Source organism: Mycobacterium sp. UM_CSW (assembly GCF_000455205.1).
GTDB lineage: Bacteria > Actinomycetota > Actinomycetes > Mycobacteriales > Mycobacteriaceae > Mycobacterium.
In genome coordinates, this window is the sequence record NZ_AUWQ01000063.1 from 16,279 (window position 1) to 38,138 (window position 21,860).

18 protein-coding genes and 2 pseudogenes are annotated in these 21,860 nt (G+C 69.2%); 9 read left to right on the top strand and 11 right to left on the bottom strand.

Going from position 1 to position 21,860, the window contains the following annotated elements; all coding sequences use genetic code 11:
- Positions 1-26 precede the first annotated feature (26 nt).
- The 3 genes from N415_RS20865 to N415_RS20875 all read left to right on the top strand — a co-directional run bounded on the left by N415_RS20865 (position 27) and on the right by N415_RS20875 (position 4,954).
- On the top strand, positions 27-470 hold the full coding sequence (locus tag N415_RS20865) for an HIT family protein (protein ID WP_068186332.1): 444 nt from the start codon (positions 27-29) through the stop codon (positions 468-470).
- A gap of 4 nt (positions 471-474) precedes the next feature.
- Positions 475-924, top strand: coding sequence for a nitroreductase family deazaflavin-dependent oxidoreductase (locus N415_RS20870; protein WP_068186286.1), 450 nt, complete (start codon positions 475-477; stop codon positions 922-924).
- Positions 925-1,060: 136 nt separating this feature from the next.
- On the top strand, positions 1,061-4,954 hold the full coding sequence (locus N415_RS20875) for a bifunctional diguanylate cyclase/phosphodiesterase (protein ID WP_068186288.1): 3,894 nt from the start codon (positions 1,061-1,063) through the stop codon (positions 4,952-4,954).
- Here N415_RS20875 and N415_RS20880 read toward each other — a convergent pair.
- From N415_RS20880 to N415_RS20890, 3 genes are all read right to left on the bottom strand, one after another.
- Complete coding sequence (locus N415_RS20880; protein ID WP_068186290.1) at positions 4,951-5,982, bottom strand: LLM class flavin-dependent oxidoreductase; 1,032 nt, start codon at positions 5,980-5,982, stop codon at positions 4,951-4,953. The two genes, N415_RS20875 and N415_RS20880, sit on opposite strands and share 4 nt — an antisense overlap.
- Positions 5,983-6,128: 146 nt before the next feature.
- Complete coding sequence (locus tag N415_RS20885; protein WP_068186292.1) at positions 6,129-7,247, bottom strand: FAD-binding protein; 1,119 nt, start codon at positions 7,245-7,247, stop codon at positions 6,129-6,131.
- Positions 7,244-8,071 (bottom strand): uracil-DNA glycosylase, encoded by an 828-nt coding sequence (locus tag N415_RS20890; protein ID WP_068186294.1) that lies wholly within the window; start codon positions 8,069-8,071, stop codon positions 7,244-7,246. The genes N415_RS20885 and N415_RS20890 overlap by 4 nt, the downstream gene beginning before the upstream one ends.
- Before the next feature lie 62 nt (positions 8,072-8,133).
- Between N415_RS20890 and N415_RS20895 the strand changes: the two genes are divergently transcribed.
- Together N415_RS20895 and N415_RS20900 are read left to right on the top strand one after the other, a co-directional pair.
- Positions 8,134-9,375: an MFS transporter gene (locus tag N415_RS20895; RefSeq protein WP_068186296.1), complete on the top strand. Its 1,242-nt coding sequence runs from the start codon at positions 8,134-8,136 to the stop codon at positions 9,373-9,375.
- 20 nt (positions 9,376-9,395) lie between these two features.
- Positions 9,396-10,763, top strand: a complete 1,368-nt coding sequence (locus N415_RS20900; protein ID WP_068186299.1) for an FAD-linked oxidase C-terminal domain-containing protein — start codon at positions 9,396-9,398, stop codon at positions 10,761-10,763.
- Positions 10,764-10,774: 11 nt separating this feature from the next.
- On the opposite strand, the gene N415_RS20905 is transcribed toward N415_RS20900, so the two are convergent.
- Together N415_RS20905 and N415_RS20910 are read right to left on the bottom strand one after the other, a co-directional pair.
- Complete coding sequence (locus N415_RS20905; protein ID WP_068186302.1) at positions 10,775-11,596, bottom strand: class I SAM-dependent methyltransferase; 822 nt, start codon at positions 11,594-11,596, stop codon at positions 10,775-10,777.
- Positions 11,593-12,063 (bottom strand): MarR family transcriptional regulator, encoded by a 471-nt coding sequence (locus tag N415_RS20910; RefSeq protein WP_068186307.1) that lies wholly within the window; start codon positions 12,061-12,063, stop codon positions 11,593-11,595. Before N415_RS20910 ends, N415_RS20905 begins: the two co-directional genes overlap by 4 nt.
- An 84-nt stretch (positions 12,064-12,147) precedes the next feature.
- Here N415_RS20910 and N415_RS20915 point away from each other — a divergent pair, with 84 nt between their 5' ends.
- From N415_RS20915 to N415_RS31605, 3 genes and pseudogenes are all read left to right on the top strand, one after another.
- On the top strand, positions 12,148-13,368 hold the full coding sequence (locus tag N415_RS20915; RefSeq protein WP_152531501.1) for a cytochrome P450: 1,221 nt from the start codon (positions 12,148-12,150) through the stop codon (positions 13,366-13,368).
- Positions 13,365-13,937, top strand: a complete 573-nt coding sequence (locus tag N415_RS20920) for a TetR/AcrR family transcriptional regulator (protein WP_068186308.1) — start codon at positions 13,365-13,367, stop codon at positions 13,935-13,937. The genes N415_RS20915 and N415_RS20920 overlap by 4 nt, the downstream gene beginning before the upstream one ends.
- 57 nt (positions 13,938-13,994) lie before the next feature.
- Positions 13,995-14,078 (top strand): annotated as a pseudogene (locus N415_RS31605) (TetR/AcrR family transcriptional regulator); the annotation flags it as partial.
- A 155-nt stretch (positions 14,079-14,233) separates the two neighbouring features.
- On the opposite strand, the gene N415_RS20925 reads toward N415_RS31605, so the two are convergent.
- Genes N415_RS20925 through N415_RS20945 form a run of 5 tightly spaced genes read right to left on the bottom strand, consistent with a single transcriptional unit; the run spans position 14,234 to position 20,682 of the window.
- Positions 14,234-15,466 carry a SidA/IucD/PvdA family monooxygenase gene (locus N415_RS20925; protein WP_081665391.1) on the bottom strand — a complete coding sequence of 411 codons (1,233 nt, stop codon included), beginning with the start codon at positions 15,464-15,466 and terminating at the stop codon, positions 14,234-14,236.
- 10 nt (positions 15,467-15,476) lie between these two features.
- Positions 15,477-16,283: a GNAT family N-acyltransferase gene (locus N415_RS20930; RefSeq protein WP_068186312.1), complete on the bottom strand. Its 807-nt coding sequence runs from the start codon at positions 16,281-16,283 to the stop codon at positions 15,477-15,479.
- An 11-nt stretch (positions 16,284-16,294) separates the two neighbouring features.
- Positions 16,295-17,836, bottom strand: coding sequence for a DHA2 family efflux MFS transporter permease subunit (locus tag N415_RS20935; RefSeq protein ID WP_081665392.1), 1,542 nt, complete (start codon positions 17,834-17,836; stop codon positions 16,295-16,297).
- 39 nt (positions 17,837-17,875) lie between these two features.
- Complete coding sequence (locus tag N415_RS20940) at positions 17,876-19,018, bottom strand: acyltransferase (protein ID WP_068186314.1); 1,143 nt, start codon at positions 19,016-19,018, stop codon at positions 17,876-17,878.
- Positions 19,015-20,682 carry a DEAD/DEAH box helicase gene (locus N415_RS20945; protein WP_068186316.1) on the bottom strand — a complete coding sequence of 556 codons (1,668 nt, stop codon included), beginning with the start codon at positions 20,680-20,682 and terminating at the stop codon, positions 19,015-19,017. The genes N415_RS20940 and N415_RS20945 overlap by 4 nt, the downstream gene beginning before the upstream one ends.
- Before the next feature lie 106 nt (positions 20,683-20,788).
- On the opposite strand from N415_RS20945, the gene N415_RS20950 reads away from it, so the two are divergent.
- Positions 20,789-21,379, top strand: a complete 591-nt coding sequence (locus tag N415_RS20950; RefSeq protein ID WP_068186319.1) for an LppP/LprE family lipoprotein — start codon at positions 20,789-20,791, stop codon at positions 21,377-21,379.
- 28 nt (positions 21,380-21,407) lie between these two features.
- On the opposite strand, the pseudogene N415_RS31980 reads toward N415_RS20950, so the two are convergent.
- Positions 21,408-21,860, bottom strand: a pseudogene (locus tag N415_RS31980) (PE family protein); the annotation flags it as partial.

The following is a 21,860-nucleotide window of genomic DNA, read 5'->3' on the forward strand; positions in this document are numbered from 1 at the left end:
ATCCGGCGATCAGTACCGTGGGCGACATGTCCTGCGTGTTCTGTGCGATCGTCGCCGGCGACGCCCCGGCCCACCGGATCTACGAAGACGACGGGTACCTGGCGATCCTCGACATCCGACCGTTCACCCGCGGCCACACGCTGGTGATCCCCAAACGGCACACCGTCGACCTGACCGACACCCCGCCGCAGACGCTCGCCGACATGGCCACCATCGGCCAGCGGGTCGCGCGCGCCGCGCGGACAACGGAGTTGGCCGACGCGACGAACATCGCGATCAACGACGGCCGCCCCGCCTTCCAGACGGTGATGCACATCCACCTGCACGTGCTGCCGCGGCGCAACGGCGACAAGCTGTCGTTCGCAAAGGGGATGCTCCTGCGGCGCGACCCGGACAGGGAGGCCACCGCACAGATCTTGCGGGAGGCCCTCCAGGACCTCGCCCGGATCGACGATCGTCAGACAGACTGAGACCATGAGCAATCTGACCCCGCTAGAACAATTCGTATTGATCCCGATGCTGCGTCTGCACGACACGATCTACCGCAAGACCGACGGCAGGATCGGTCACCAGATACCGGGGATGCCGCCCAGCCTGCTGCTCCACACGGTCGGCGCGAAGACCGGTCAGCCGCGCACCACGACGCTGACCTACGCCAAGGATGGCGACTCGTACGTGATCGTCGCGTCCAAGGGCGGCGACGACCGCAACCCCGGGTGGTATCACAACCTGCAGAAGCGTCCCGACATTGAGATCAACGTCGGTTCCAGGCGTATCCCGGTGACCGCGCGGAAAGTCGGCCCCGACGACCCCGACTACGCGCGGCTGTGGGAGCTGGTCAACAGGAACAACGGCAACCGCTACAGCAGCTATCAGACTCGGACGTCACGGCCCATCCCTGTCTTTTTATTGACTCCGCGGTGAATATCGCAGCGTCCGCCCGCATAGCCCCGCGGCGGTTTATTCTCCTGTAGCGCGCGACGAAGCGCGGGATCGGCTGGGGCGGCTTATGACACGCTGGACGGGAAATCCGTGGCGGCGGTTCGGGCTGTCCCGGCGCATGGGCTGGCTCCTCGTCGCCGTTTACGGCACGGCGGCGGTGCTGGTTGTCGCCTCGTCGGTGAACAGATGGCGCGGCGCGTACGGGACGCGGCCAGTGGACGAAACTGTGTTCGCGCTGTGCCTGCTGGTGACCGCCGCAACTGCCGGCTACGCGGCCCTCTTCTCCACCGGGCGCCGCAGATTCGGATGGCTGGCGCTGGTGATCGGCCTGCTCGGCTGGGCCGCGGGTGAGGTCCTGTGGTCGGTGTACGAGGTGCGTCCGGATATCGAGCATGCCACCCATCCCGCCGCCGCGGAGGCCGTGTTCACCTTGTACCCGCTCGGCGCGATGGTCTCGTTGGCACTGCTGTCGCATCTGTCCCGCCACAGCCCCCGGCGCCTGGTGTTGGACGGCCTCATCGTGGCGACCTCACTGTTCGTCATCTCGTGGGTGTTCGTCCTCGACAAACAACTACGCGAGAACACCGGCTCGCGGCTTGCGACACTCATCGAGGTCTTCGCCGACATCGTTCTGCTGACGACGGCAATCCTGATGCTGTCCCGGATCCGCTCCAACGACCTGCCGAGCCGGGGTTTGCTGGCGGCCGGAATCGCGACCATCACCACTGCAGACATCGCGATGGTTTTCCAAACCGGAGTGGGCAGCTATCACCTGGGCGACCTGACCGATCTGGGGCGGGTCGCCGGATTCGCACTGCTCTCGCTGGCGGGCCTGGCCAGCGTGCACGAGACCGCCACGGACCCGGCACGGACCGAGATCATGTCGCCCGCCTTGCTCTGGCTGCCCTATCTGCCGCTCATGCTGGCCGCCGCCGTCGGCCTCGGTCAGGCGGTGAACCTGATGGCGCACGGACCGATGCTGGCCGCGCTGGGGATCCTCGTCGCCGCGGTGCTCGCCCGGCAGTTCATCGTGCTGATGGAAAACCAGGGCCTGCTGTCCGAAGTCGCGCGGGAAGCGTTCCGCGACAGCCTGACCGGGTTGGCCAACCGCGCGCACTTCCTGCATCGCCTGGAACAGGCCGTCACGCGGCAACGCCTCGAAGGTGGACCGATCGCGGTGCTGTGCCTCGACCTCGACAACTTCAAGTCGGTCAACGACGCGCTCGGGCATCCCGCCGGTGACGAACTCCTCGTCCGGGTGGCCGGCCGGCTCACCGCTGCGCTGGAGGACACCGGCACCCTGGTGGCGCGACTCGGCGGCGACGAGTTCGCCGTCCTCATCGAGGCCTCTCTCGACGAATCGCAGGCCACCGCGAATCGGGTGCTCGACGCGTTCGGCACGCCCATCGTGATCGACGGCGTTCCCATCGAGGTCAGGCCCAGCATCGGCTACACGGTCGCCGCGGCCGCGTCGAATTGCACCGTGGATCAGCTCCTCCAGCACGCCGACCTCGCCATGTACGCCGCCAAACGCGAAGGTGGACAATGCATTCGGGGATTCGTGCCGGACCTGCCGTTCCCCTATGCGTTTCCCCAGTTGGCCGAGTCGGCGGATCCCACGCCGGCGAGCGTGGACCGGGTAACCACCGGCGCATTCGGTAGGGAGACGAAGCTCGCACGGTCTCTGGCGCCGATCGCCGAGGCCGCGACGGCACCGCGGGGCCGACCGCACGACATGCCCGACGGTGTGCGGTGGCCGCCCATGTCGATCCGGATCGCCTTGGCGGCGTTGGGGATTGGTGTGGCTACCTTCGCCGTGACGAGCGTGCTGGCTCCCGATGTCGCACGCAACGCGTTCTTCGCCAAATGCCTGTACCCCACCCTGAACCTGGCGGCCGCGGCGCTGATCGCCGTTCGCGCCTACCGAGTTACGGCCGATCGCCTCGCCTGGGCCTTGATCGCGACCGGCATGGCCGTGTCGGCCGTGGGTGACATCGTCTACGCCGCATGGGTTCCCAACGGCCAGTCGCCGTCGGCCGCCGATCCGGAGTACCTGGCGTTCTACCCGCTCCTCTACGCCGGGCTGCTGTTGCTGATGCGATCGCGGCTGAAGGTGGTGCCGCTTCCGATCCGGCTCGATGCCCTGGTGTGCGCGCTGGCCGCGGCCGCGGTTGGCGTGGCGCTCCGGGCGGGGCCCATGCACGCGGCCGCGGTCCGTGCGCCGGCGACCGTGCTGGTGGGCCTGGTCTACCCGTGGGGCGACCTGGTCCTATTGGCCCTGACCGCCGGCATGTTGCCAATCCTCGGCTGGCGCAAGGGATTCCGCTGGGCCCTGCTCGTCGTCGGATTCATCGCCTTTGCCGTCGCTGACACGGCGTACCTCTTCGAGACAGCCGAGGGCAGTTACCGGGTCGGCACCACGCTGGACGCCCTCTGGCCCGCGGCGTCGCTACTGGTGGCCATCGCCAGCTGGGCGCCGTGGTCGTCGACGCCGCCCGCACCGCGACGCGGGCTCAGTTCCTACGCGGTGCCACTAGCGTGCACCCTGGTGGCGCTCGGCGTCGTCGTGAGTCACAACTCAAGGCTGGCAACAACTCTCGCCGCGTTGAGTCTGGTCGCGGTCGCCGCGCGGCTATCGGCGACCTTCCGCGACGTCAGCATGCTGGCCGAAAACCACAAGCAGGCGATGACCGACGAACTGACCGGCCTGCCCAATCGGCGGTCGCTGGCGACCGCGCTGACCGGGCTACCCGACTCGGCGCCGGCCGGACCGCTGTCCGCGCCCGGAACGCCGCGGCGCGCCTTATTGCTGTTGCACCTGTACGAGTTCGACGAGATCAACGACTCCGTCGGCCAGCATTTCGGCGATGAGCTGTTACGCGACGTTGCGCACCGGCTCGCGCGGTGCGTGCGTCGCGAAGACCTGCTGGCGCGGGTGGGCGAGGACGAGTTCGCGATCCTGCTCGGCGAGGGGTCGGACGTCATCGCCGCGCGCGCCCAGGCGGGCCGGTTGCTCGAGGCGCTGAGCGAGCCGTTCGCGCTCGACCCGATCACCGTGCAGGTCGATGCCCGCATCGCCATCGCGCTCTGCCCCGACCACTGCGATCATCCGCAGGAGCTGCTCAACCGCGCCGAGATGGCGATCCCGCACGCGAAGTCGGCCGTCAGCAAGATCGCCGTCTACGACTCGGCATACGAGCTGTACCGCGACAACGACCCCAACCTCGTCGAGGAACTGCGCGTCGCGCTGTTGGACGACGACCAGCTGACGGTGCACTACCAGCCAAAGATCAACGCGAGCGACGGCAGTGTTCACAGCGTCGAGGCGCTGCTGCGCTGGCGGCATCCCAGCCGCGGGTTGCTGCTCCCGGACGAATTCCTGAACGCCGCCGAACGCGGCGGCCTGATGCGTCAGGTGGCCAACCGCGCCATCGACGTGGCGCTGAGGCAGGTCCGGTCGTGGCGCGACCAGGGCATGCCCCTGACCGTCGCGGTGAACCTGTCCACCACCAACCTGCTCGACCTGGACCTGGTGAGCACGATCGAGCGTCTGCTGCAGACGCACGCACTGCCCCCCGACGCCCTCATCGTCGAGATCACCGAGAGCGCGCTGGTCGACTCGGCACGCTCACGCAACACCGTCGCCGCGCTGCAGCGCCTCGGCGTGCGGATCTCGCTCGACGACTACGGCACGGGGTGGTCGTCGCTGGCGCGACTGCAGGACGTCTCGGTCGACGAGCTGAAACTCGACCGGATCTTCGTGGCGCGTCTGGCCCAGGACCCGCGATCGGTCGCGATCGTGCGGTCGACCGTGGCCCTGGCCCGCAGCCTGGGCGCCGACCTGGTGGCCGAGGGCGTCGAAGACGAGCTCACCCTGCGCGCGGTGCGGCGATACGGCTGCACCATCACCCAGGGCTTCGTGCACAGCCCGCCGTTGCCGGCGGACGACTTGCGCGACTGGATCGCCGAGCACGCGCCGAGTACTACGTCTCAGGCGGGTGTGACCGACTAGAACAGCTCCTTGGCCAGCAGCTCCAGCGTCGCGACCCGAGCCGGCGCCGTCGCGGGATCGGTACCCAGGTGGGCCGACGCCACGGGGTGGACCATCACCTCGTCAACGCCGAACCGGTCGGCCAGCGCGCGCACCTGCTCGGCGGCCTCCTCCGGCGTGCCGAGGACGGCCCGCTTAAGCCCGCTCTCCACGATGCGCTGCTGCTCCGGGCCGAGCTGGGCCACCTCGGCCTCCTCGACCAACGGCACCGGCCCGAGCGGCTGCCCGGTGCGCAGCCGCGCCATCATCTGCAGGTTGGGCAGCATCAAAGCCGTCGCCTCGTCGCGGGTTTCGGCCACCGCGGCGTTGACCGTCAAGAACGTCACCGGCTCGGGCGTCAGCGCGCTCGGCTTGAACCGGGACCGGTAAACCGCAAGCGCCTCCTCGGTCCCCTGGCCCGAGAAGTGATGCGCGAAGACGTACGGCAGCCCTTTGGCCGCGGCCAGGTGCGCCGAGTACATCGACGAGCCCAGCAGCCACAGCCTCGGTTCGCTCGCGGCCGCCGGGGTTGCCTTGAGCCGGTAGTCCCCCGAGCGCAGCGGCACCACCACGCCGCGCGCGCTCATCAGCGCCGCCACGTCGTCGAGGTAGTCGGGGAAGCGCTCGATGTCCTCATCGCCGCGGCTGCCGCGCAGCGCGTACGACGTCACCGGGTCAGAGCCGGGCGCGCGCCCGATGCCCAGGTCAATGCGGCCCGGCGCGGCGGCTTCCAGCAGCGCGAACTGCTCGGCGACCGCCAGCGGCGCGTGGTTGGGCAGCATCACGCCGCCCGAGCCGAGGCGGACCTGCGTGGTCTGCGCGGCCAGGTAGGCGATCAGGACCGGCGGGCTGGTAGCGCCCACGGACGGCATGTTGTGGTGTTCGGCGACCCAGTAGCGGGTGAAGCCCAGCCGGTCGGCGGCCTGCGCGAGCTGCACGGTGGCCGCAAGCGCGTCGCCGGTGGTCTGGTCGCTGCGCACCGGGACGAGGTCAAGGACGGAAAGTCGCACGATGGCGTCAACGCCGTTTTGCCTGCGAACGTTCCCGCGCTTGCGTGTGCACTCACGGCTTTCGGTGTGTACGCAGGGCGGGGATTCCGGCCGGATCTGCGCCCAGGATTCACACGCGAAGCCGAGGCTTCACATTCAAAGCCGGGTCAGTAGTCCTTCAGCGTGAGGGAGTTGACGATGCGGTCGAACACCTCCTGCGGGATGGGCGCGCCGCCCGGGATGTTGTCGATCACCAGCCACTGGTTGCGCTTGACGTAGTCGTGGAACTCGGCGTGATAGGTGGCGAAGCCCTTTTCATAGTCGCCACCGGCGGCGCCGAGCTCGCCGGCCAGGATGTAGGCGCCCAGCAGCGCGACACTGCTCCCCTGCCCCGACAGCGGCGAGCAACAATAGCCCGCGTCGCCGACCAGCGCCACCCGGCCCTTTGACCAGCGATCCATCTTGATCTGCGACATCTCGTCGAAGTAGAAGTCCGGCGCGCTGCGCATGTACTCCAGCAGCTGCGGACGGACCCAGCCGTCGTCGGCCATCCGCCGTTCCAGCTCGGCGAACACCGTCTCGGTGTCGCGGTAGTCGATCCGCAGGTCGGCCTCCATGAAGCCGACCATGGCCCGGGCCTCGGTGTTGTTGCGCGCGCTGTAGACGCCGACCATGGTGTTGTCGCCGTAATGCCAGGTTTGCCAGTAGTCCAGGTCGAGGAAATTGGGCACGGTGAAGATCGCCGCGTAGGTGCCCAGCCGCTCGATGAATTGCGCCTCGGGGCCGAAGACCAGCCGGCGCACATTGGAGTGCAAACCGTCGGCCCCGATCACCAGGTCGAAGCTGCGCGCCGCGGCGCGCTCGAAGGTCACGTTGACGGCGGTGCCGTCGTCCTCCAACGCGGCGATGCTGTCGTCGAAGATGTATTCGGCGTCCAGTTTGGTTGCGTCGTATAACAATTCGACGAGGTCGTCGCGCAGCAGCTCGATGTCAAGCATATGATGGCGACCGCCGGTGGGTGTCGATGCGATGTCCTCGGACAGCTCGTTGCCATCGGCGTCGACGACGGACGCCCCGCGGATCCGGGTCCGAGCGTGGTCGGCGGCCGCCCGCAACATCATCCGTTCCAGCACCGTCAGCGCCGGACCGCGCACGTCGATCGCCTGGCCGCCCGGCCGCAGGCCGGGATGCCGTTCCACCACGGTGACCGAATAGCCTTGGCGGGCAAGCCAATACGCCGCCGTCATACCGGCCACGCTCGCACCGGAAACCAGAATTTCGGTCACGTGATTCCTGCCAACCTCTTTGCGTCCACGAAGATGTCGTCCAGCATTACCGGAGTCAACCTACCGGTGAACATATTCTGCTGGCTGGGGTGGTAGCAGCCGAGCAATCGCACGCCGGATTCCAGTTCCGCCACCACGCCGTGGCCGAACCGCGGCTTGCGCAGCCCGGACAGGCCGGGCAGTCGCAGCGCGATCTGCCAGGCGAATCCCCCCAGGGCCACGATCACGCGGACGTCGTCGGAGACCAGCCGCCACTCGGCCTGAAGCCACGGCCAGCAGGTGTCCCGCTCCGCCGGCGTCGGCGCGTTGGCCGGCGGCGCGCAGCGCACCGGCGCGGCGATCCGAATCCCGTTGGCGCGCAAGCCGTCCGCGGCGTCCACGCTGGTGGGCTGGTTGACCAGCCCCGCCCGGTGCAGCGCCGCGTACAACTGGTCGCCGGAGCGGTCGCCGGTGAACATCCGTCCGGTCCGGTTGGCGCCGTGCGCGGCGGGCGCCAGCCCCACGATCAGCAGCCAGGGCCGCTCCGATCCCCAGCCCGGCACCGGCCGCCCCCAATACGGCTGGTCGGCGAACGCCCGGCGCTTGGTGACGGCGACCTCCTCGCGCCAGGTGACCAGCCGCGGGCAGGCCCGGCAGACGCTGATCGCGGCGTCGAGTTCCGCGATCGAACCGGCCTGGGCCGCCAGCGCGGCGACCTGGGTCGGGTCGGCGGCCACCGGCGTTCGCGGTGTCGCCGGATCACCCGGCCATCCGGCGCCGGGCGGAACCGGAGAACCGAACGCCTGGCCGGTCTTGGGGTGGGCGAGCACATGAACATCCTGCATTAGCCGCAAAAAATCGGTCGCCGCCAATACCGCCTTGGCGTTAGATTCAGCCGCGATATCCCATGAAAAGCGGCGGCCCGGCATTCCTCATCCTGTTCGCCACGCTGACGGCGACGGCGGGTACCGGCATCTCGATAGTCGCGTTCCCGTGGCTGGCTTTGCAGCATCACGACAGCGCCAAGGACGCGTCGATCGTCGCCGCCTGCATGACGCTGCCCCTGGTGGCCTCGACGCTGGTCGCCGGCACCGCGGTCGACTACTTCGGGCGCCGCCGGGTCTCGCTGGTCTCCGATTCGCTGTCCTGCGCGGCGGTGGCCGCCGTGCCGCTGACCGCCTGGTTTTTCGGCGCCGCCGCGATCAACCTGGTCGAGCTGGCAGTGCTGGCGTTCCTCGCCGCCGCTTTCGATCCCGCCGGCACGGCGGCGCGCCAGTCGATGCTGCCGGAGGCCGCCGCCCGCGCGGGCTGGTCGCTGGACCGCACCAACAGCATCTACGAGGCGATTCTCAACCTCGCGTACATCGTTGGCCCCGGCATCGGCGGCCTGATGATCGCCACGGTGGGCGGCATCAACACGATGTGGGTGACCGCGGGGTTGTTCGGGCTGTCCTTCCTGGCGGTCGCGGTGCTGCGGCTCGAGGGCGCCGGCAGGCCACACCAAGCCACCCGACCCGAGGGATTGGCGTCCGGCATCGCCGAGGGCCTGCGATTCGTCTGGAACCTGCGGGTGTTGCGCACGCTGGGCCTGATCGACCTGGTCGTGACCGCCCTGTACCTGCCGATGGAAAGCGTGCTGTTTCCCAAGTACTTTTCCGACCACCACCAACCGGCCCAGCTGGGTTGGGCGCTGATGGCCCTCGGGGTCGGGGGCGTGGCGGGCGCGCTCGGCTACGCGGCGCTGTCGAAACACACCCGGCGACGCACGGCGGTGCTGACCGCGACCCTCACCTTCGGCGCGGCGACGGTCGGCATCGCGTTCCTGCCGCCGCTGCCGGTGATCCTGGTGCTCTGCGGGGTCACCGGCCTGGTCTACGGGCCGATCCAGCCGATCTACAACTACGTGATGCAAACCCGGGCCCCGCAGCATCTGCGCGGCCGGGTGGTGGGCGTGATGACCGGCCTGATGTACGCCGCCGGGCCGCTGGGGTTGCTGGTGGCGGGTCCGCTGGCCGACGCCGCCGGGCTGCGGACGACGTTCCTGGCGTTGGCGGTGCCGATCCTGCTGGTCGGCCTGGTCGCCTGCGGTCTGCCGTCGCTGCAGGAGTTGGACCGCGAACCGGAGTTGGCGGTCGACCCGTCGCCGTAGGATCGGTTCGTGATTGCCTCGTGAATGCCGATGCCCTGGCCGAGCTGATCGCCAAGCTGCCCGACGGGATGGTCGTCACCGACCCGACCATCACCGAGGGCTACCGGCAGGACCGCGCCTTCGACCCGTCGGCCGGCAAGCCACTGGCGGTGGTGCGGCCGCGGCGCACCGAGGAGGTGCAGACGGTCCTGCGCTGGGCCACCGCGCACCGGGTGCCGGTGGTGACGCGCGGAGCCGGCAGCGGCCTGTCCGGCGGCGCCACCGCGCTCGACGACGGCATCGTGTTGTCGACGGAGAAGATGCGCGACATCACCGTCGACCCGGTCACGCGCACCGCGGTCTGCCAGCCGGGCCTGTTCAACGCCGAGGTGAAAAAGGCAGTCGCCGAGTACGGGCTGTGGTATCCGCCCGACCCGTCGTCATTCGAGATCTGCAGCATCGGCGGCAACATCGCCACCAACGCCGGCGGCTTGTGCTGCGTGAAGTACGGCGTCACGACCGACTACGTACTGGGCATGCAGGTGGTGCTGGCCGACGGCACCGCGGTGCGGCTGGGCGGGCCGCGGCTGAAGGACGTCGCGGGCCTCTCGCTGACCAAGCTGTTCGTGGGCAGCGAGGGCACGTTGGGCGTCGTCACCGAGGTGACGCTGCGGCTACTGCCCGCACAGAACGTGTCCAGTGTGGTGGTCGCGACGTTCGCGTCGGTCACCTCGGCCGTCGACGCGGTGCTGGGAGTCGTTGCGCGGCTTCGCCCTTCGATGCTGGAGTTCATGGACGCGGTGGCGATCAACGCCGTCGAGGACAGCTTGCGCATGGACCTGGATCGCGGGGCGGCCGCGATGCTGGTGGCCGGTTCCGACGAGCGGGGACGTGCGTCCGGCGAGGACGCGGCGGTGATCGCCGAGGTGTTCACGGAAAACGGTGCCACGGAGGTATTTTCGACCGACGACCCAGACGAGGGCGAGGCCTTCGTGGCCGCCCGCCGGTTCTGCATCCCCGCGGTGGAGGCCAAGGGGTCGCTGCTGCTCGAGGACGTCGGGGTGCCGCTGCCGGCGCTGGGCGAGCTGGTCTCCGGGATCGAGCGCATCGCGTCGGAACGGGATTTGATGATCTCGGTGATCGCGCACGCCGGCGACGGCAACACCCACCCGCTGATCGTCTACGACCCCGCCGACGCCGCGATGACCGAGCGCGCGCACCTCGCCTTCGGCGAGATCATGGAATTGGCAGTCGGATTGGGCGGCACGATCACCGGTGAGCATGGCGTGGGCCGGTTGAAGCGGCCGTGGCTGGACGGCTACCTCGGACCCGAGGTGATGGAGTTGAACCAGCGCATCAAGCGGGCGCTGGACCCGCTCGGGATCCTGAACCCGGGCGCGGCAATCTAGCGCACGACGGCTCAGAACGCGAAGCGGTTGAGCACGTCGTAGTTGCCCATCGGCGTCGCGTTGACCAGCCGCCAGAGCACCCGTAGCGGCGTCGAGGGGATGCGTTGGTAGAGCGCCCCGACCGGCGAGCGCTCGAGGAAGCGTAGCCGCGGGTTCCAGCGCTCAAGTTCGCGGGCGTCGCGGATGCCCCACTTGGTGATGCCCTTGGTGAGCACCTTCGACAGCCGCGGCGCCAGCGGCGACGCGGTGTCGAAAGCGATTTCGCCGCTGCCGAATCGATCGGTGAGGCGCTGCAGCAGCGTACGCACGTCGGCCCCGGCGAGGTACATGAGCAGGCCCTCCGCGACGATCAGCGTCGGGCGGTCGGTGGGCACCTCGTCCAGCCACGCCGCGTCGGTCACCGACGAGCCGATCATCCGATAGCCGTCAGCGTCGTCGTACAGCTTGCGCCGCAACGCGATTACCTCCGGCTGATCGACGTCGAACCACAGCACGGTGTCCGGCGGATGCAGCCGGAACGCCCGGGTGTCCATTCCGCACCCGAGGTGCAGCACGACGGCGTTCGGGTGGCGGCGCAGGAAGTCGGCGCTCCAGTCGTCGAACTGTTTGGCGCGCATGGTGACCAGGTACTGGTTGGACCGGGGCCACGAGGCGCGGCGCATGCGCGCCCAGTCGTACTCGATGCGGTCCACCGCCTCGGCGGCGGCCTTGTCATCGAGAATGGGTTCGGGCGAACGGGTTTCGTAGGCCCGCAGGTACAGCGTGCACAGGTTGGTCCATTCCACCGATCCCCAGGCCACGTCGGTGAAGTCGACCTTGTCCGTCTTTGTCATGGCTGCCTTCTCCCCTCCCGGTATTCGGTCCACATCCGCATCAGCTGGTCGCGGTAGTCGCGGGTGCAGAACTCGCAGAAATCGCGGAAGTCCTCGACCCGCTCACGCTGTTCCGCGCGGTCCTCCCCCAGCACGGACAGGGCGTACTCGGCGGGCTCGATGCCCAGGCGCATCAGCGACAGCTGCGTTTCCATCACGCTGGTGAACCCGCCCGGGGCGACGCGGTAGAGGTGTTGACGGTCGGGGCTGGGCAATCGCTCCACCATGCCGCCCTCCAGCAGCTGGCGTGCGACCGTGCTGATCGAGGCCTTGCTCGCCGACAGGGCGCCGGCCAGCTGGGTCAACGACTGCGCCGGCGGATCGCAGATCAGCAGCCAACCATAGACGCGGCCCATGGTGCGGGTGGCGCCGAGCAGCTCAAAGAACAGGCCCAAACGGTCGACGAACTCGCTTTCCTCCGGAGTCATCCCGCTCCATCTCGTTCGTTCAGTACGGACTGAACAAAGTGTACACCGATTGACATCTGCTCCGACATGCCTTAGGAATGAGACATGCCATCGGTGATGTCTCACGGGTTCCAACTGGCCACCGCCGAGACGTGGCCCAATCCCTGGCCGATGTACCGCGCGCTGCGCGACCACGACCCGGTGCACCACGTCGTCCCGGACGGCCGGCCCGACCGCGACTACTACGTGCTGTCCCGGCACGCCGACGTCTGGGCCGCCGCACGCGACCACGAGACGTTCTCCTCCGCGCAGGGGCTGACGGTTGAGTACGGCGAATTGGAGATCATTGGGCTGCAGGATAATCCGCCGTTCGTGATGCAGGATCCGCCGGTGCACACCGAGTTTCGCAAGCTGGTGTCCCGCGGTTTCACACCGCGACAGGTCGAGGCGGTGGAGCCCACGGTGCGGGAGTTCGTCGTCGAGCGCATCGAGAAGATCCGCGCCGACGGCGGCGGCGACATCGTCACCGAACTGTTCAAGCCACTGCCCTCGATGGTCGTCGCGCACTATCTCGGTGTGCCCGAGGAAGATCGGGCGCAGTTCGACGGCTGGACGCAGGCGATCGTCGCGGCCAACACGTCCGAGGGGGGAATCGGCACGTCACTGGACGCGGTCGGGTCGATGATGGCCTACTTCACCGCGCTGATCGAGCGTCGGCGCAGCGAACCCGAGGACGACACGATCTCGCATCTGGTGGCGGCCGGGGTGGGCGCGGACGGGGACATCGCCGGGACGCTGTCGGTGCTGGCGTTCACGTTCACGATGGTCACCGGCGGCAACGACACCGTCACCGGAATGCTCGGCGGCTCAATGCCTTTGCTGCACGAGCGCCCCGACCAGCGGCGGCGCTTGGCCGACGACCCGGGCTTGATCCCCGACGCGGTCGAGGAGCTGCTGCGGCTGACGTCGCCGGTGCAGGGCCTGGCGCGCACCACCACCCGGGACGTGACTGTTGAGGGCACCACCATCCCGGCCGGTCGCAAGGTGTTGCTGCTCTATGGGTCGGCCAACCGCGACGAGCGCCAGTACGGGCCGGACGCGGGCGAACTCGACGTGACCCGCTGTCCCCGCAACATCCTGACCTTCAGCCACGGTGCGCACCACTGCCTGGGCGCCGCGGCGGCGCGGATGCAATCGCGGGTCGCGCTGACCGAATTGCTGTCCCGCTGCCCGGAATTCGAGGTCGACGTGCCCGGCATCGTGTGGTCCGGCGGCAGCTACGTGCGCCGGCCGCTGTCGGTGCCGATCCGGGTGAAGTCCCGATGACCGACTGGCTGGCCGACCGCCGCGGCGAGGCGGCCGTGGACCGGATACTCGACGCCGCCGAGGCGCTCTACACGCGGCGGGACCAGGCTTCGATCGGCATGAACGAGATCGCCAGGGCGGCGGGCTGTTCCCGCGCGACGCTGTACCGGTACTTCGAGAACCGCGAGGTACTGCGGACCGCGTACGTCCACCGCGAGGCGCGCCGGCTCGGCCGCGCGATCGCCGACGAGATCGGCGGCGTCGACGACCCGCGCGAACGGCTGGTGGCGAGCATGACCGCCGCGCTGCGGATGGTGCGCGAAAGCCCCGCGTTGTCAGCGTGGTTCGCCGTCAGCCGCCCGCCGGTCGGCGGGGAGCTGGCGCAGTCGGAGGTGATCACCGCGTTGGCCGCCGCGTTCGTCGGCTCGCTCGGCCCGGAAGATCGCGACGTCGTGGAGCGCCGGGCCCGCTGGGTGGTGCGGGTGCTCACGTCGCTGCTGACCTACCCCGGCCGGGACGAGGCCGACGAGCGGGCGATGATCGAGGAGTTCGTCGTCCCGATCGTGGCGCCGGTTTCCGCTCGGAGCTAGCTCGAGGACCAATACCCGCTGTGCCCGCCTCACAGCGACAGCGAGCCGCCGCGGTGGCCCGGCCGGGACGAGGCCGACGAGCGGGCGATGATCGAGGAGTTCGTCGTCCCGATCGTGGCGCCGGTCGGCGCGCGGGGCTAGATCGAGGACCAATACCCGCTGTGCCCGCCTCACAGCGACAGCGAGCCGCCGCGGTGCCGCGCAACCGGACAGTCGCTGTGAGGCGGGCACAACCTCGGCCGCTCAGCAGCAGATACGAATGGGGCCGATGTGACGACGGCGGATCGCCGCCGTCGCTACGCGGAGGCGACGTGTGGCCGTCGGTGCTCGCGCGCCGCGACCGCGGTGACGATCTCGCCGGCGCGCACCGCGACGTTGGACAGCAACGACGACGAGAGCCCGTGGGTGTGCTCGACGGCGCCGTTTAGGTAGATGTCGCCCGGTGCCCCGGCCCTGGCCACCAGTCGGTAGTCCCGGGTGACGGCGGGGCGCCCGTGTGCGTCGAATTCGTACCGGCCGGCAAGCTCGCCCAGGAAAGACCGGACATCCAGCGGTTCGTAGCCCGTCGCGTAGATCACCGCGTCGCAGTCCACCGTCGCACGCGAGCGATCGATCAGGTGGCACACGGTCAGGCGCACTTTGTCCGGAAACTCCCGCGCCGCAACGACTTCGGAGGCGTTATGCACGAACAGTCGCCGGTCGCCCGCCACCCGCTCGGCATACTCGCGCGAATAAAGGTCATCGATCAGCTCCGGATCGACCACCGAATAGTTGGTCGACCGATGGTAATCGAGCAGCCGCTGGCGCACTTCCGTGTCGGCGCAATAGAACTCGTCCATCGCCGACGGGTCGAAAATCCTATTCGCGTAGGGGTTGTCGTCGGCACTGCTGTAGCCGTAGCGGGCGAAAACCGCGTGCACCTCGGCCTGGGGATAGGTCTCGTGCAGATGGGCGACCACCTCGGCGGCGCTTTGACCCGCGCCGACGACGGCGAAACGCCTTGGGGCAGAAGGGCTCAGCGCGGCCAGGTTGTCGAGCAGCCGGTGGCTGTGCCACTGGCGTCGACTTTCGACCACGCCGTCGGGCAGCACGGGGTGCAGGCCGGTTGCCAAGACCAACGCCCCGGCGTGGATGACGCGGTCGGGTTCGGTGCGCACCACGAACCCCGGCTCACCCGAGGAGATTTCGACGACACGATGGCCGTAGCGAACGTCGGCGGCGACCCGGTCCGCGGCCCACGCGAGGTAGTCGTGAAACTCCATCCGGCTGGGAAACAGCGTGTGCAGGCCGATGAACTCGACGAGCCGGCCGCGCTCGCTGAGGTAGTTCAAGAACGTGAAGTCGCTCTTGACGTTTCGCAGAGTGACCAGGTCCTTGAGGAACGGAATCTGCATGCGGGCGTGCGGCAGCAGCATCCCCAGGTGCCAACCGAACTCGGGCTGCTCCTCCATGAACACGGCGGTCATGCGTCGCTCGGCGAGGGCGATCGCCAATGCAAGGTTGGACGGCCCGAAGCCGACCCCCAGCAGGCCGGTCTTCTCAGGTATGGGCATAAGACCGCGCCAGTCGTTCCAAGTATCGTTCGCGCACCGTGGCCCTGTTGATGAGCACGATGAAGTCGGCCATGTCGAAGTCCGGATCGTAGGAGGGCTCCCCGCAGATCGTCCCGCCGATCCGCAGCGAGCCCTGCACCATGGGCGGAATGCGCACGGGTCCCGGGTCGGGCAGCTCGGAAAGGCTCAATCCGTTGACCGTGACGGGGTTTCGCGGAATGACCCGGTATCGGTCGGGGGCGGCATGCTTACCCAAGGCCATATCGCGCACGCCGCGCACCAGCGCCCCGCGGGGCCCGCCGTCTTCCATCCGGACCGACAGCGACCCGATCCCCCATTGATAGCCGCTGATTTCCTGGTATCGAAGGATGCCCGCCCACAACAAGCCCATGACCGCCCCGCTGCGGTGGTCGGGATGCACGCTGACCCGGCCGAGTTCGACGAGCTCGGAGCGCAACTCGTTCAGGCCACCGATGTCGAAGGTGGTGTCGGCGAACAGGCCGCCGGCGGCCTTGGCGCCGTCGGGCGGCAGCAGCCGGTAGCACCCGACGATCTGCCCGTTCGTCTCGTCCCTCGCCAGCAGGTGATCGCTGTACGGATCGAACTGGTCGACGTCGATCATCTCCCCCGTCCGGGGTCCGCGGATCGCCTGCGGCAGGGCCGCACCCATTTCCTCGGCAAACGTTTGGTAACGCAGCCGCTGCGCGGCTTCGATGTTTGCCGGGTCGCTGGAGATGATCACGCTGTAACGGTTGTTATCCGTCGCCGGGATGATGATCGCATCGCCCAACATGGACCGGAACGTTACACGGACATGCCTTCAGCAAACGGCATTTCGGGCTCATCGTGGCGGCGCGCGCCGACCGCGATCAAGATCGCGCTCGCCACCGCCGCGGCGGTCGCCGCGATGGCCGCGGCCACCAGAGCAACCTGCATTCCGGCGGCGCTGGCCTGACGGGCCGCCCGTGCGATCGCCGGCAGCGCGGCACGGTATTCGGCGGGCAGGAAATCGAGCGCCCGCAGGCCCGCGCCCGCGGACAACCGATCGACGAGGCGTTGCGCGGGCCCGGGGCCGGCGACACCGAGCCGGGCCAGTTCGCGGGTGGCGCTGTCGGACCCGCGCCGGCCGAACAGGGCGCCCAGGCCCGCGACACCGGCCAGGATGCCGACCTGGCGAACCGTGCTCACCGCGCCGGTCGCCATCCCGGCGTCCTCGACCGGCACGAACTGCAGTGCGATGTCGGATGTCAGCGCGAACAGGCCGCCCAGCCCGAGCCCGGCCACGACGGAACCGGCGATGAAATGGGTCCATTGGGTGTCGGCGTCGACACCGGTGGTCAGCCACAGCCCCACCGCGATCAGCGCCACCCCCGCCGGGATCGACGTCCACGCCGGAAAATAACGCGCGGCGATCATGGCCAGCGGGGCGCCAAGTACGCAGGCGACGGTAAGCGGCAGGGCCCGCAGCCCCGCCTGAAATGGGCTGTATCCCAGCGTGTTCATGAAGTACAGCGCCAGGTAGTTGGTCGAGGCGATCAAAGTTCCGGCCGCGGCGAACGCCGCGAGGGACACCCCCGCGAAACCCGGGCGGCGCACCAGTTGTAGGTCGAGCATCGGCGCTCCGGATCGCGACTCCCACCACACGAATACCGCCAGGCCCGACACCGCGAACGCGCCCAGCGCCAGGATCACCCCGCTGGTCCAGCCGCGGTGGTTGCCCTCGATCAATACGTACACGCCCGCGAACAGCGCCGCCGACAACACGGCCGTGCCGACCAGGTCGAGCGGGCGGTCTTGCGCGCCAACGGTTTCCGGGACGAACCGCACGGCGATCGACAGGGCGACCACCCCGATCGGCACGTTGATCAAAAAGATCGACTCCCACCCGAAGGCCCCGACGAGCGCCCCGCCGAGCAGGGGCCCGACGGCGGCGCCCGCGCCCATCACGGCGCCGTAGATCGCGATCGCGATGCCCCGACCGCGCTGTTCGGGGAAGCCCGCGGCGACCATCGGCAGCGAGACGCCCAGCAGGACCGCCCCGCCCGCGCCCTGCAGCGCCCGGCACACGTTCAGCACCTCGATGCTGCGGGCCAGCGCGCAGCCGGCCGAGGCCAGCGTGAACGCCGTCATCCCGGCCAGGTACAGCCGTCGCCGCCCGAGCCGGTCACCCAACGTCGCCGCGGTGAGCAGCAGCCCCGCCATCGGCAGCGCGTACGCGTCGACCACCCACTGCAAACCGCTGAGGTCGGCGTCCAGGGACGCCTGGATGTTGGCCAGCGCGGCCGAGACGATGGTCATGTCGAGCAGCAGCATGAACACCGCGAGGCACACCGCGAGCAGCGTCAGGCGGGGGTGAAGTGCCGTCCCGCCTTCGTCGTCGGCCACCTAGCCGTCCTTGACCCGGGTGAAGCGGTGCAACAACCAGGCGAGCGGGATCGTCACCGCCAGCGTCGCGACGAACAGGTAGCCCATCGAGCCCGTGTAGACGTGCGCGCGGACGATGTAGACCATCGCGAATTCCATGGTGATGAGGTGGATCAGGAAGATTTCGTAGGAGATCTCGCCGAGCCACACCATCGGCCGGCTGGCCAGCAGCCGCGCGTACGCACCCTGATTTCCCAACGCCAGCGGCGCCACCGCGAGCGCGGCGATGACGGCGTAGAACACGGTCTTGCAGACGGCCTGGCTCAGCGTGGCCGGCGACGTCGTGGGTGCGCCGGCGATCGGCGTGGAGGCGATGAAATAGCAGATGACGGCCAGCGGGATGGCCATGAATGCGTAGCAGTGCACCTTCATCGCCTGCAGCACGGCCAGCGCCATGCCGGCCAGGAACCAGGCCAGGTAGGTCGGCAGCCAGAGCCGGGCGCCGTCGGGGAACCAGTGGTCGGTGTGCACCAGGACCAGCCATCCCGGGCTGATCAGAGCCATCGCCGCCAGGGCGGCCAGCATCACGTTCGGCTGCCAGCGCCGCCGGGCGATCAGCACCAGCAGCAGGTAGGCCAGCAACGGCAGCACGACGTAGAACGAGGCCTCCACCGCCAGGCTCCACATCTGCGTCAGGCCCTGGTGCAGGTACTTGCCGAGGTAGCCGTTGCAGTAGATCTGCGTCAGCGTCAGGTTGCGCACCAGCCCCAGCCACGTGTGCCCGGGGTTCGGCCCGGCCTCGCGGAAGTGGTAGAGCACATAGGCGACCAGCACGGTGATGACGTAGGCGGGCATGATGCGCCGAACCCGGTGCCGCGCATAGCGACTCAGCGATGGGGGCGGGCCGCCGGTGGCGGCCGCCTTGACCCACGGCCGGAACAGCAGGAAGCCCGACAGCACGAAGAAGATGGGCACGCCGATCTCCAGCCGGGAACCGACCAGTCCCCAGTAGCCGTGGGTGTACTTGCCGGTGGTGTAGGCCGCGTGGGTGCCGACGACGGTGAGCGCGGCGACCGCGCGGATGCCGGTCAGCGACGCGACGCGGTCGACGTGGGCGACCTGCTCGAGCCCGCCCTGGGCGTCGCGTTCCTCGGAGAGCGTCACCGGCGTGATTTCGTTTTGCCCGGTGAGCGGTCCGGCCGCAGGTCGATCAGCACGCCCGAGATGCGGGTCTGCTCGAGCTTCTTCAGCGTCGACTTGGGCAGCTTGGCCGGCAGCTCGACGAGCGAGAAGTCCGGCCCGATGGCGATGTGGCCGAAGTCGCTGCGGTGCAGGCCGCCCTCGTTGGCGATGGCGCCGACGATCGCGCCCGGGCCGATCTTGTGCCGCTTGCCAACCGAGATCCGGTAGGTGGCGAAATCTCTTGGTGTCCTTGGTCTTTGGTGCTTATCCGGGCGCTCCCGGCGTTCACGCCGTTCCGGCGGCGGTTCAGGCGCCATCAGGAACGCCTCGCCGTCGCGCGACTGCACCGCCAGCGCGGCGGCGATGTCGGCCATCGGGACGTCGTGCTCGCGCTCGTAGTCCTGAATCAGCTTGCGGAACAGGTCGATTCCCGGGGCGGCGAGCGCGTCGGTGATGGAGTCGGCGAACTTCGCCACCCGTTGGGCGTTGACGTCCTCGACGGTGGGGAGCTCGGCCTCGGTGAGCGTTTGCCGGGTGGCCTTCTCGATGGCCTTGAGCAGGTGGCGCTCCCGCGGCGAGACGAACAGCACCGCGGTTCCACTGCGCCCGGCCCGGCCGGTGCGCCCGATGCGGTGCACGTAGGACTCGGTGTCGTGCGGGATGTCGTAGTTCAGGACGTGCGAGATGCGGTCCACGTCAAGGCCTCTGGCCGCCACATCGGTGGCGACCAGGATGTCGAGGCTGCCGTTCTTCAGAGCGGCGATGGTCCGCTCGCGCTGCGCCTGCGGGATGTCGCCGTTGATGGCAGCGGCGGAAAAGCCTCGGGCCCGGAGCTTTTCGGCGACCTCCTCGGTGGCCTGCTTGGTGCGCACGAACACGATCATCGCCTCGAACGGCTCCACTTCGAGCAGGCGGGTGAGCGCGTCCATCTTGCGGGAGCCGGCGACCTGGATGTAGCGCTGCGAAATGTTCTGCGCGGTGGCGGTTTTCGACTTGGTGGTGATTTCCACCGGGTCGTGCAGGTATTTGGTGGTGAGCTTGCGGATCGCGGGCGGCATGGTCGCCGAGAACAGCGCGACCTGTTTGTATTCGGGCGTTTCGGACAGGATGCGTTCGACGTCCTCGGCGAAGCCCATGGTGAGCATCTCGTCGGCTTCGTCGAGCACGAGGTAGTCGAGGTGGGACAGGTCCAGCGTGCCGCGTTCCAGGTGGTCGATGACCCGGCCGGGGGTGCCGACCACCACCTGCGCGCCGCGCCGCAGCCCGGCCAGCTGCACGCCGTAGGACGAGCCGCCGTAGATCGGCAGCACGTGAATCTTGGGCAGGTGGGTGCCGTAGCGGCTGAACGCCTCGGCCACCTGCAGGGCCAGCTCGCGGGTGGGCGCGAGCACCAGGGCCTGGGTGGCGGTGCTCTTGGCGTCGATCTTGGACAGGATCGGGATCGCGAACGCCGCCGTCTTGCCGGTGCCAGTCTGCGCGAGCCCGACGACGTCGGATCCGGCCAGCAGCGGCGGGATCGTCGCCGCCTGGATGGCCGTCGGCGTCTCGTAGCCGACGTCGGCGGTCGCCTTCAGGACCGCAGGGTGAATCTGCAGGTCCGCGAATGTGGGAGAGGCAGCCTCGGGTGGGCTGTCCGGGAGGGTCATCGTGTCAAGAGTCTAGTTGTGCTGGCGGGCCCAGCGAAGCTGGGCGCTGCGGGTCACGGCCGCGCCTGCTGCGCCGGCTGGGTCGGTGCCGGTACGGTTTGGCGATGTGTGCTCGCTACCCTGCCGTGCGCTGACGGGCGTAGCCGTTCTCGCGTCGGCCTCCGTTGCTTTGACCGGTTGCGGTTCGGGAGATTCCACGGTCGCCAAGACGCCGCAGGCCACCACGACGACGTCGACGGCGTCGATCACCGCCCCCGCCACGCCGATCCCGACGTCCGGCGTCGCCGCGCCGCCCGGTAGCGCCGCGCCGGCCGACCCGTGCGCGGTCAATTTGGCCTCGCCCACCATTGCGAAGGTGGTGTCCGAGCTGCCGAAGGACCCGCGCAGCCAGCAGCCCTGGAGTCCGGAGCCGGTGGCCGGCAACTACAACGAGTGCGCCCAGCTGTCGGCGGTGATCATCAAGGCCAACACCAACGCCGTCAACCCGACGACCCGGGCGGTGCTGTTCCATCTGGGCCAGTTCATCCCGCAGGGTGTGCCGGACACCTACGGGTTCAACGGCATCGACGCGGCCCAAACCACCGGCGACACAGTCGCTTTGACCTATCCCGGCGGCGTCAATGGGCTCAACACCGACGTGCGGTTCCACTGGGACGGCAACGGCGTCCAGCTGATCGGCAACACCCCGGGCCACTGAGCCAAGCCGGCCGGTCGAGCTCCCGGGGTTACGGGTTGCCGGTCCACGACGGGTATGTCCCCGGGCGGCCTTCCGCGCCGCTCTGGATCCCGCCGAAGGACAGGCCTCCGGTGCCGCCGTTCCCGGCGGCGCCACCGGCGCCGCCAGAGTTGTTCGTACCGATGCCGAGACCGCCCGCGCCGCCATCGACACCGTCAGCGCCGGGGTCACCGTCGCCGACCTGTACCAGGTCCGGGATGTTGGAGGCGCCGCCGCCACCGCCACCGCCGGTGCCGGTGGCATTGGTGCCACCAGCGCCGCCGAGGCCGCCGTTGGTCATGGTCGTAGTGCCGTCGCCGGCGAACAGCTCCGCATTGCCGCCGGTGCCGCCGTGCCCGGCGGCGCCGCTGGCAGATGCGGCCCCACCGCCACCACCACCGCCACCGCCTGCGGCGTTACCGGCCGCGACGGTACCGCCCGCGCCGCCGCCGCCACCGCCGCC

Coding starts and splice junctions, on each gene's coding strand:
- N415_RS20875 (WP_068186288.1), top strand. CDS start 1,061: ATGGGCTGGCTCCTCGTCGCCGTTTACGGCACGGCGGCGGTGCTGGTT.
- N415_RS20930 (WP_068186312.1), bottom strand. CDS start 16,283: ATGTTGGGCGATGCGATCATCATCCCGGCGACGGATAACAACCGTTAC.
- N415_RS20895 (WP_068186296.1), top strand. CDS start 8,134: ATGAAAAGCGGCGGCCCGGCATTCCTCATCCTGTTCGCCACGCTGACG.
- N415_RS20865 (WP_068186332.1), top strand. CDS start 27: ATGTCCTGCGTGTTCTGTGCGATCGTCGCCGGCGACGCCCCGGCCCAC.
- N415_RS20945 (WP_068186316.1), bottom strand. CDS start 20,682: ATGACCCTCCCGGACAGCCCACCCGAGGCTGCCTCTCCCACATTCGCG.
- N415_RS20920 (WP_068186308.1), top strand. CDS start 13,365: ATGACCGACTGGCTGGCCGACCGCCGCGGCGAGGCGGCCGTGGACCGG.
- N415_RS20915 (WP_152531501.1), top strand. CDS start 12,148: ATGCCATCGGTGATGTCTCACGGGTTCCAACTGGCCACCGCCGAGACG.
- N415_RS20890 (WP_068186294.1), bottom strand. CDS start 8,071: ATGCAGGATGTTCATGTGCTCGCCCACCCCAAGACCGGCCAGGCGTTC.
- N415_RS20905 (WP_068186302.1), bottom strand. CDS start 11,596: ATGACAAAGACGGACAAGGTCGACTTCACCGACGTGGCCTGGGGATCG.
- N415_RS20870 (WP_068186286.1), top strand. CDS start 475: ATGAGCAATCTGACCCCGCTAGAACAATTCGTATTGATCCCGATGCTG.
- N415_RS20910 (WP_068186307.1), bottom strand. CDS start 12,063: ATGACTCCGGAGGAAAGCGAGTTCGTCGACCGTTTGGGCCTGTTCTTT.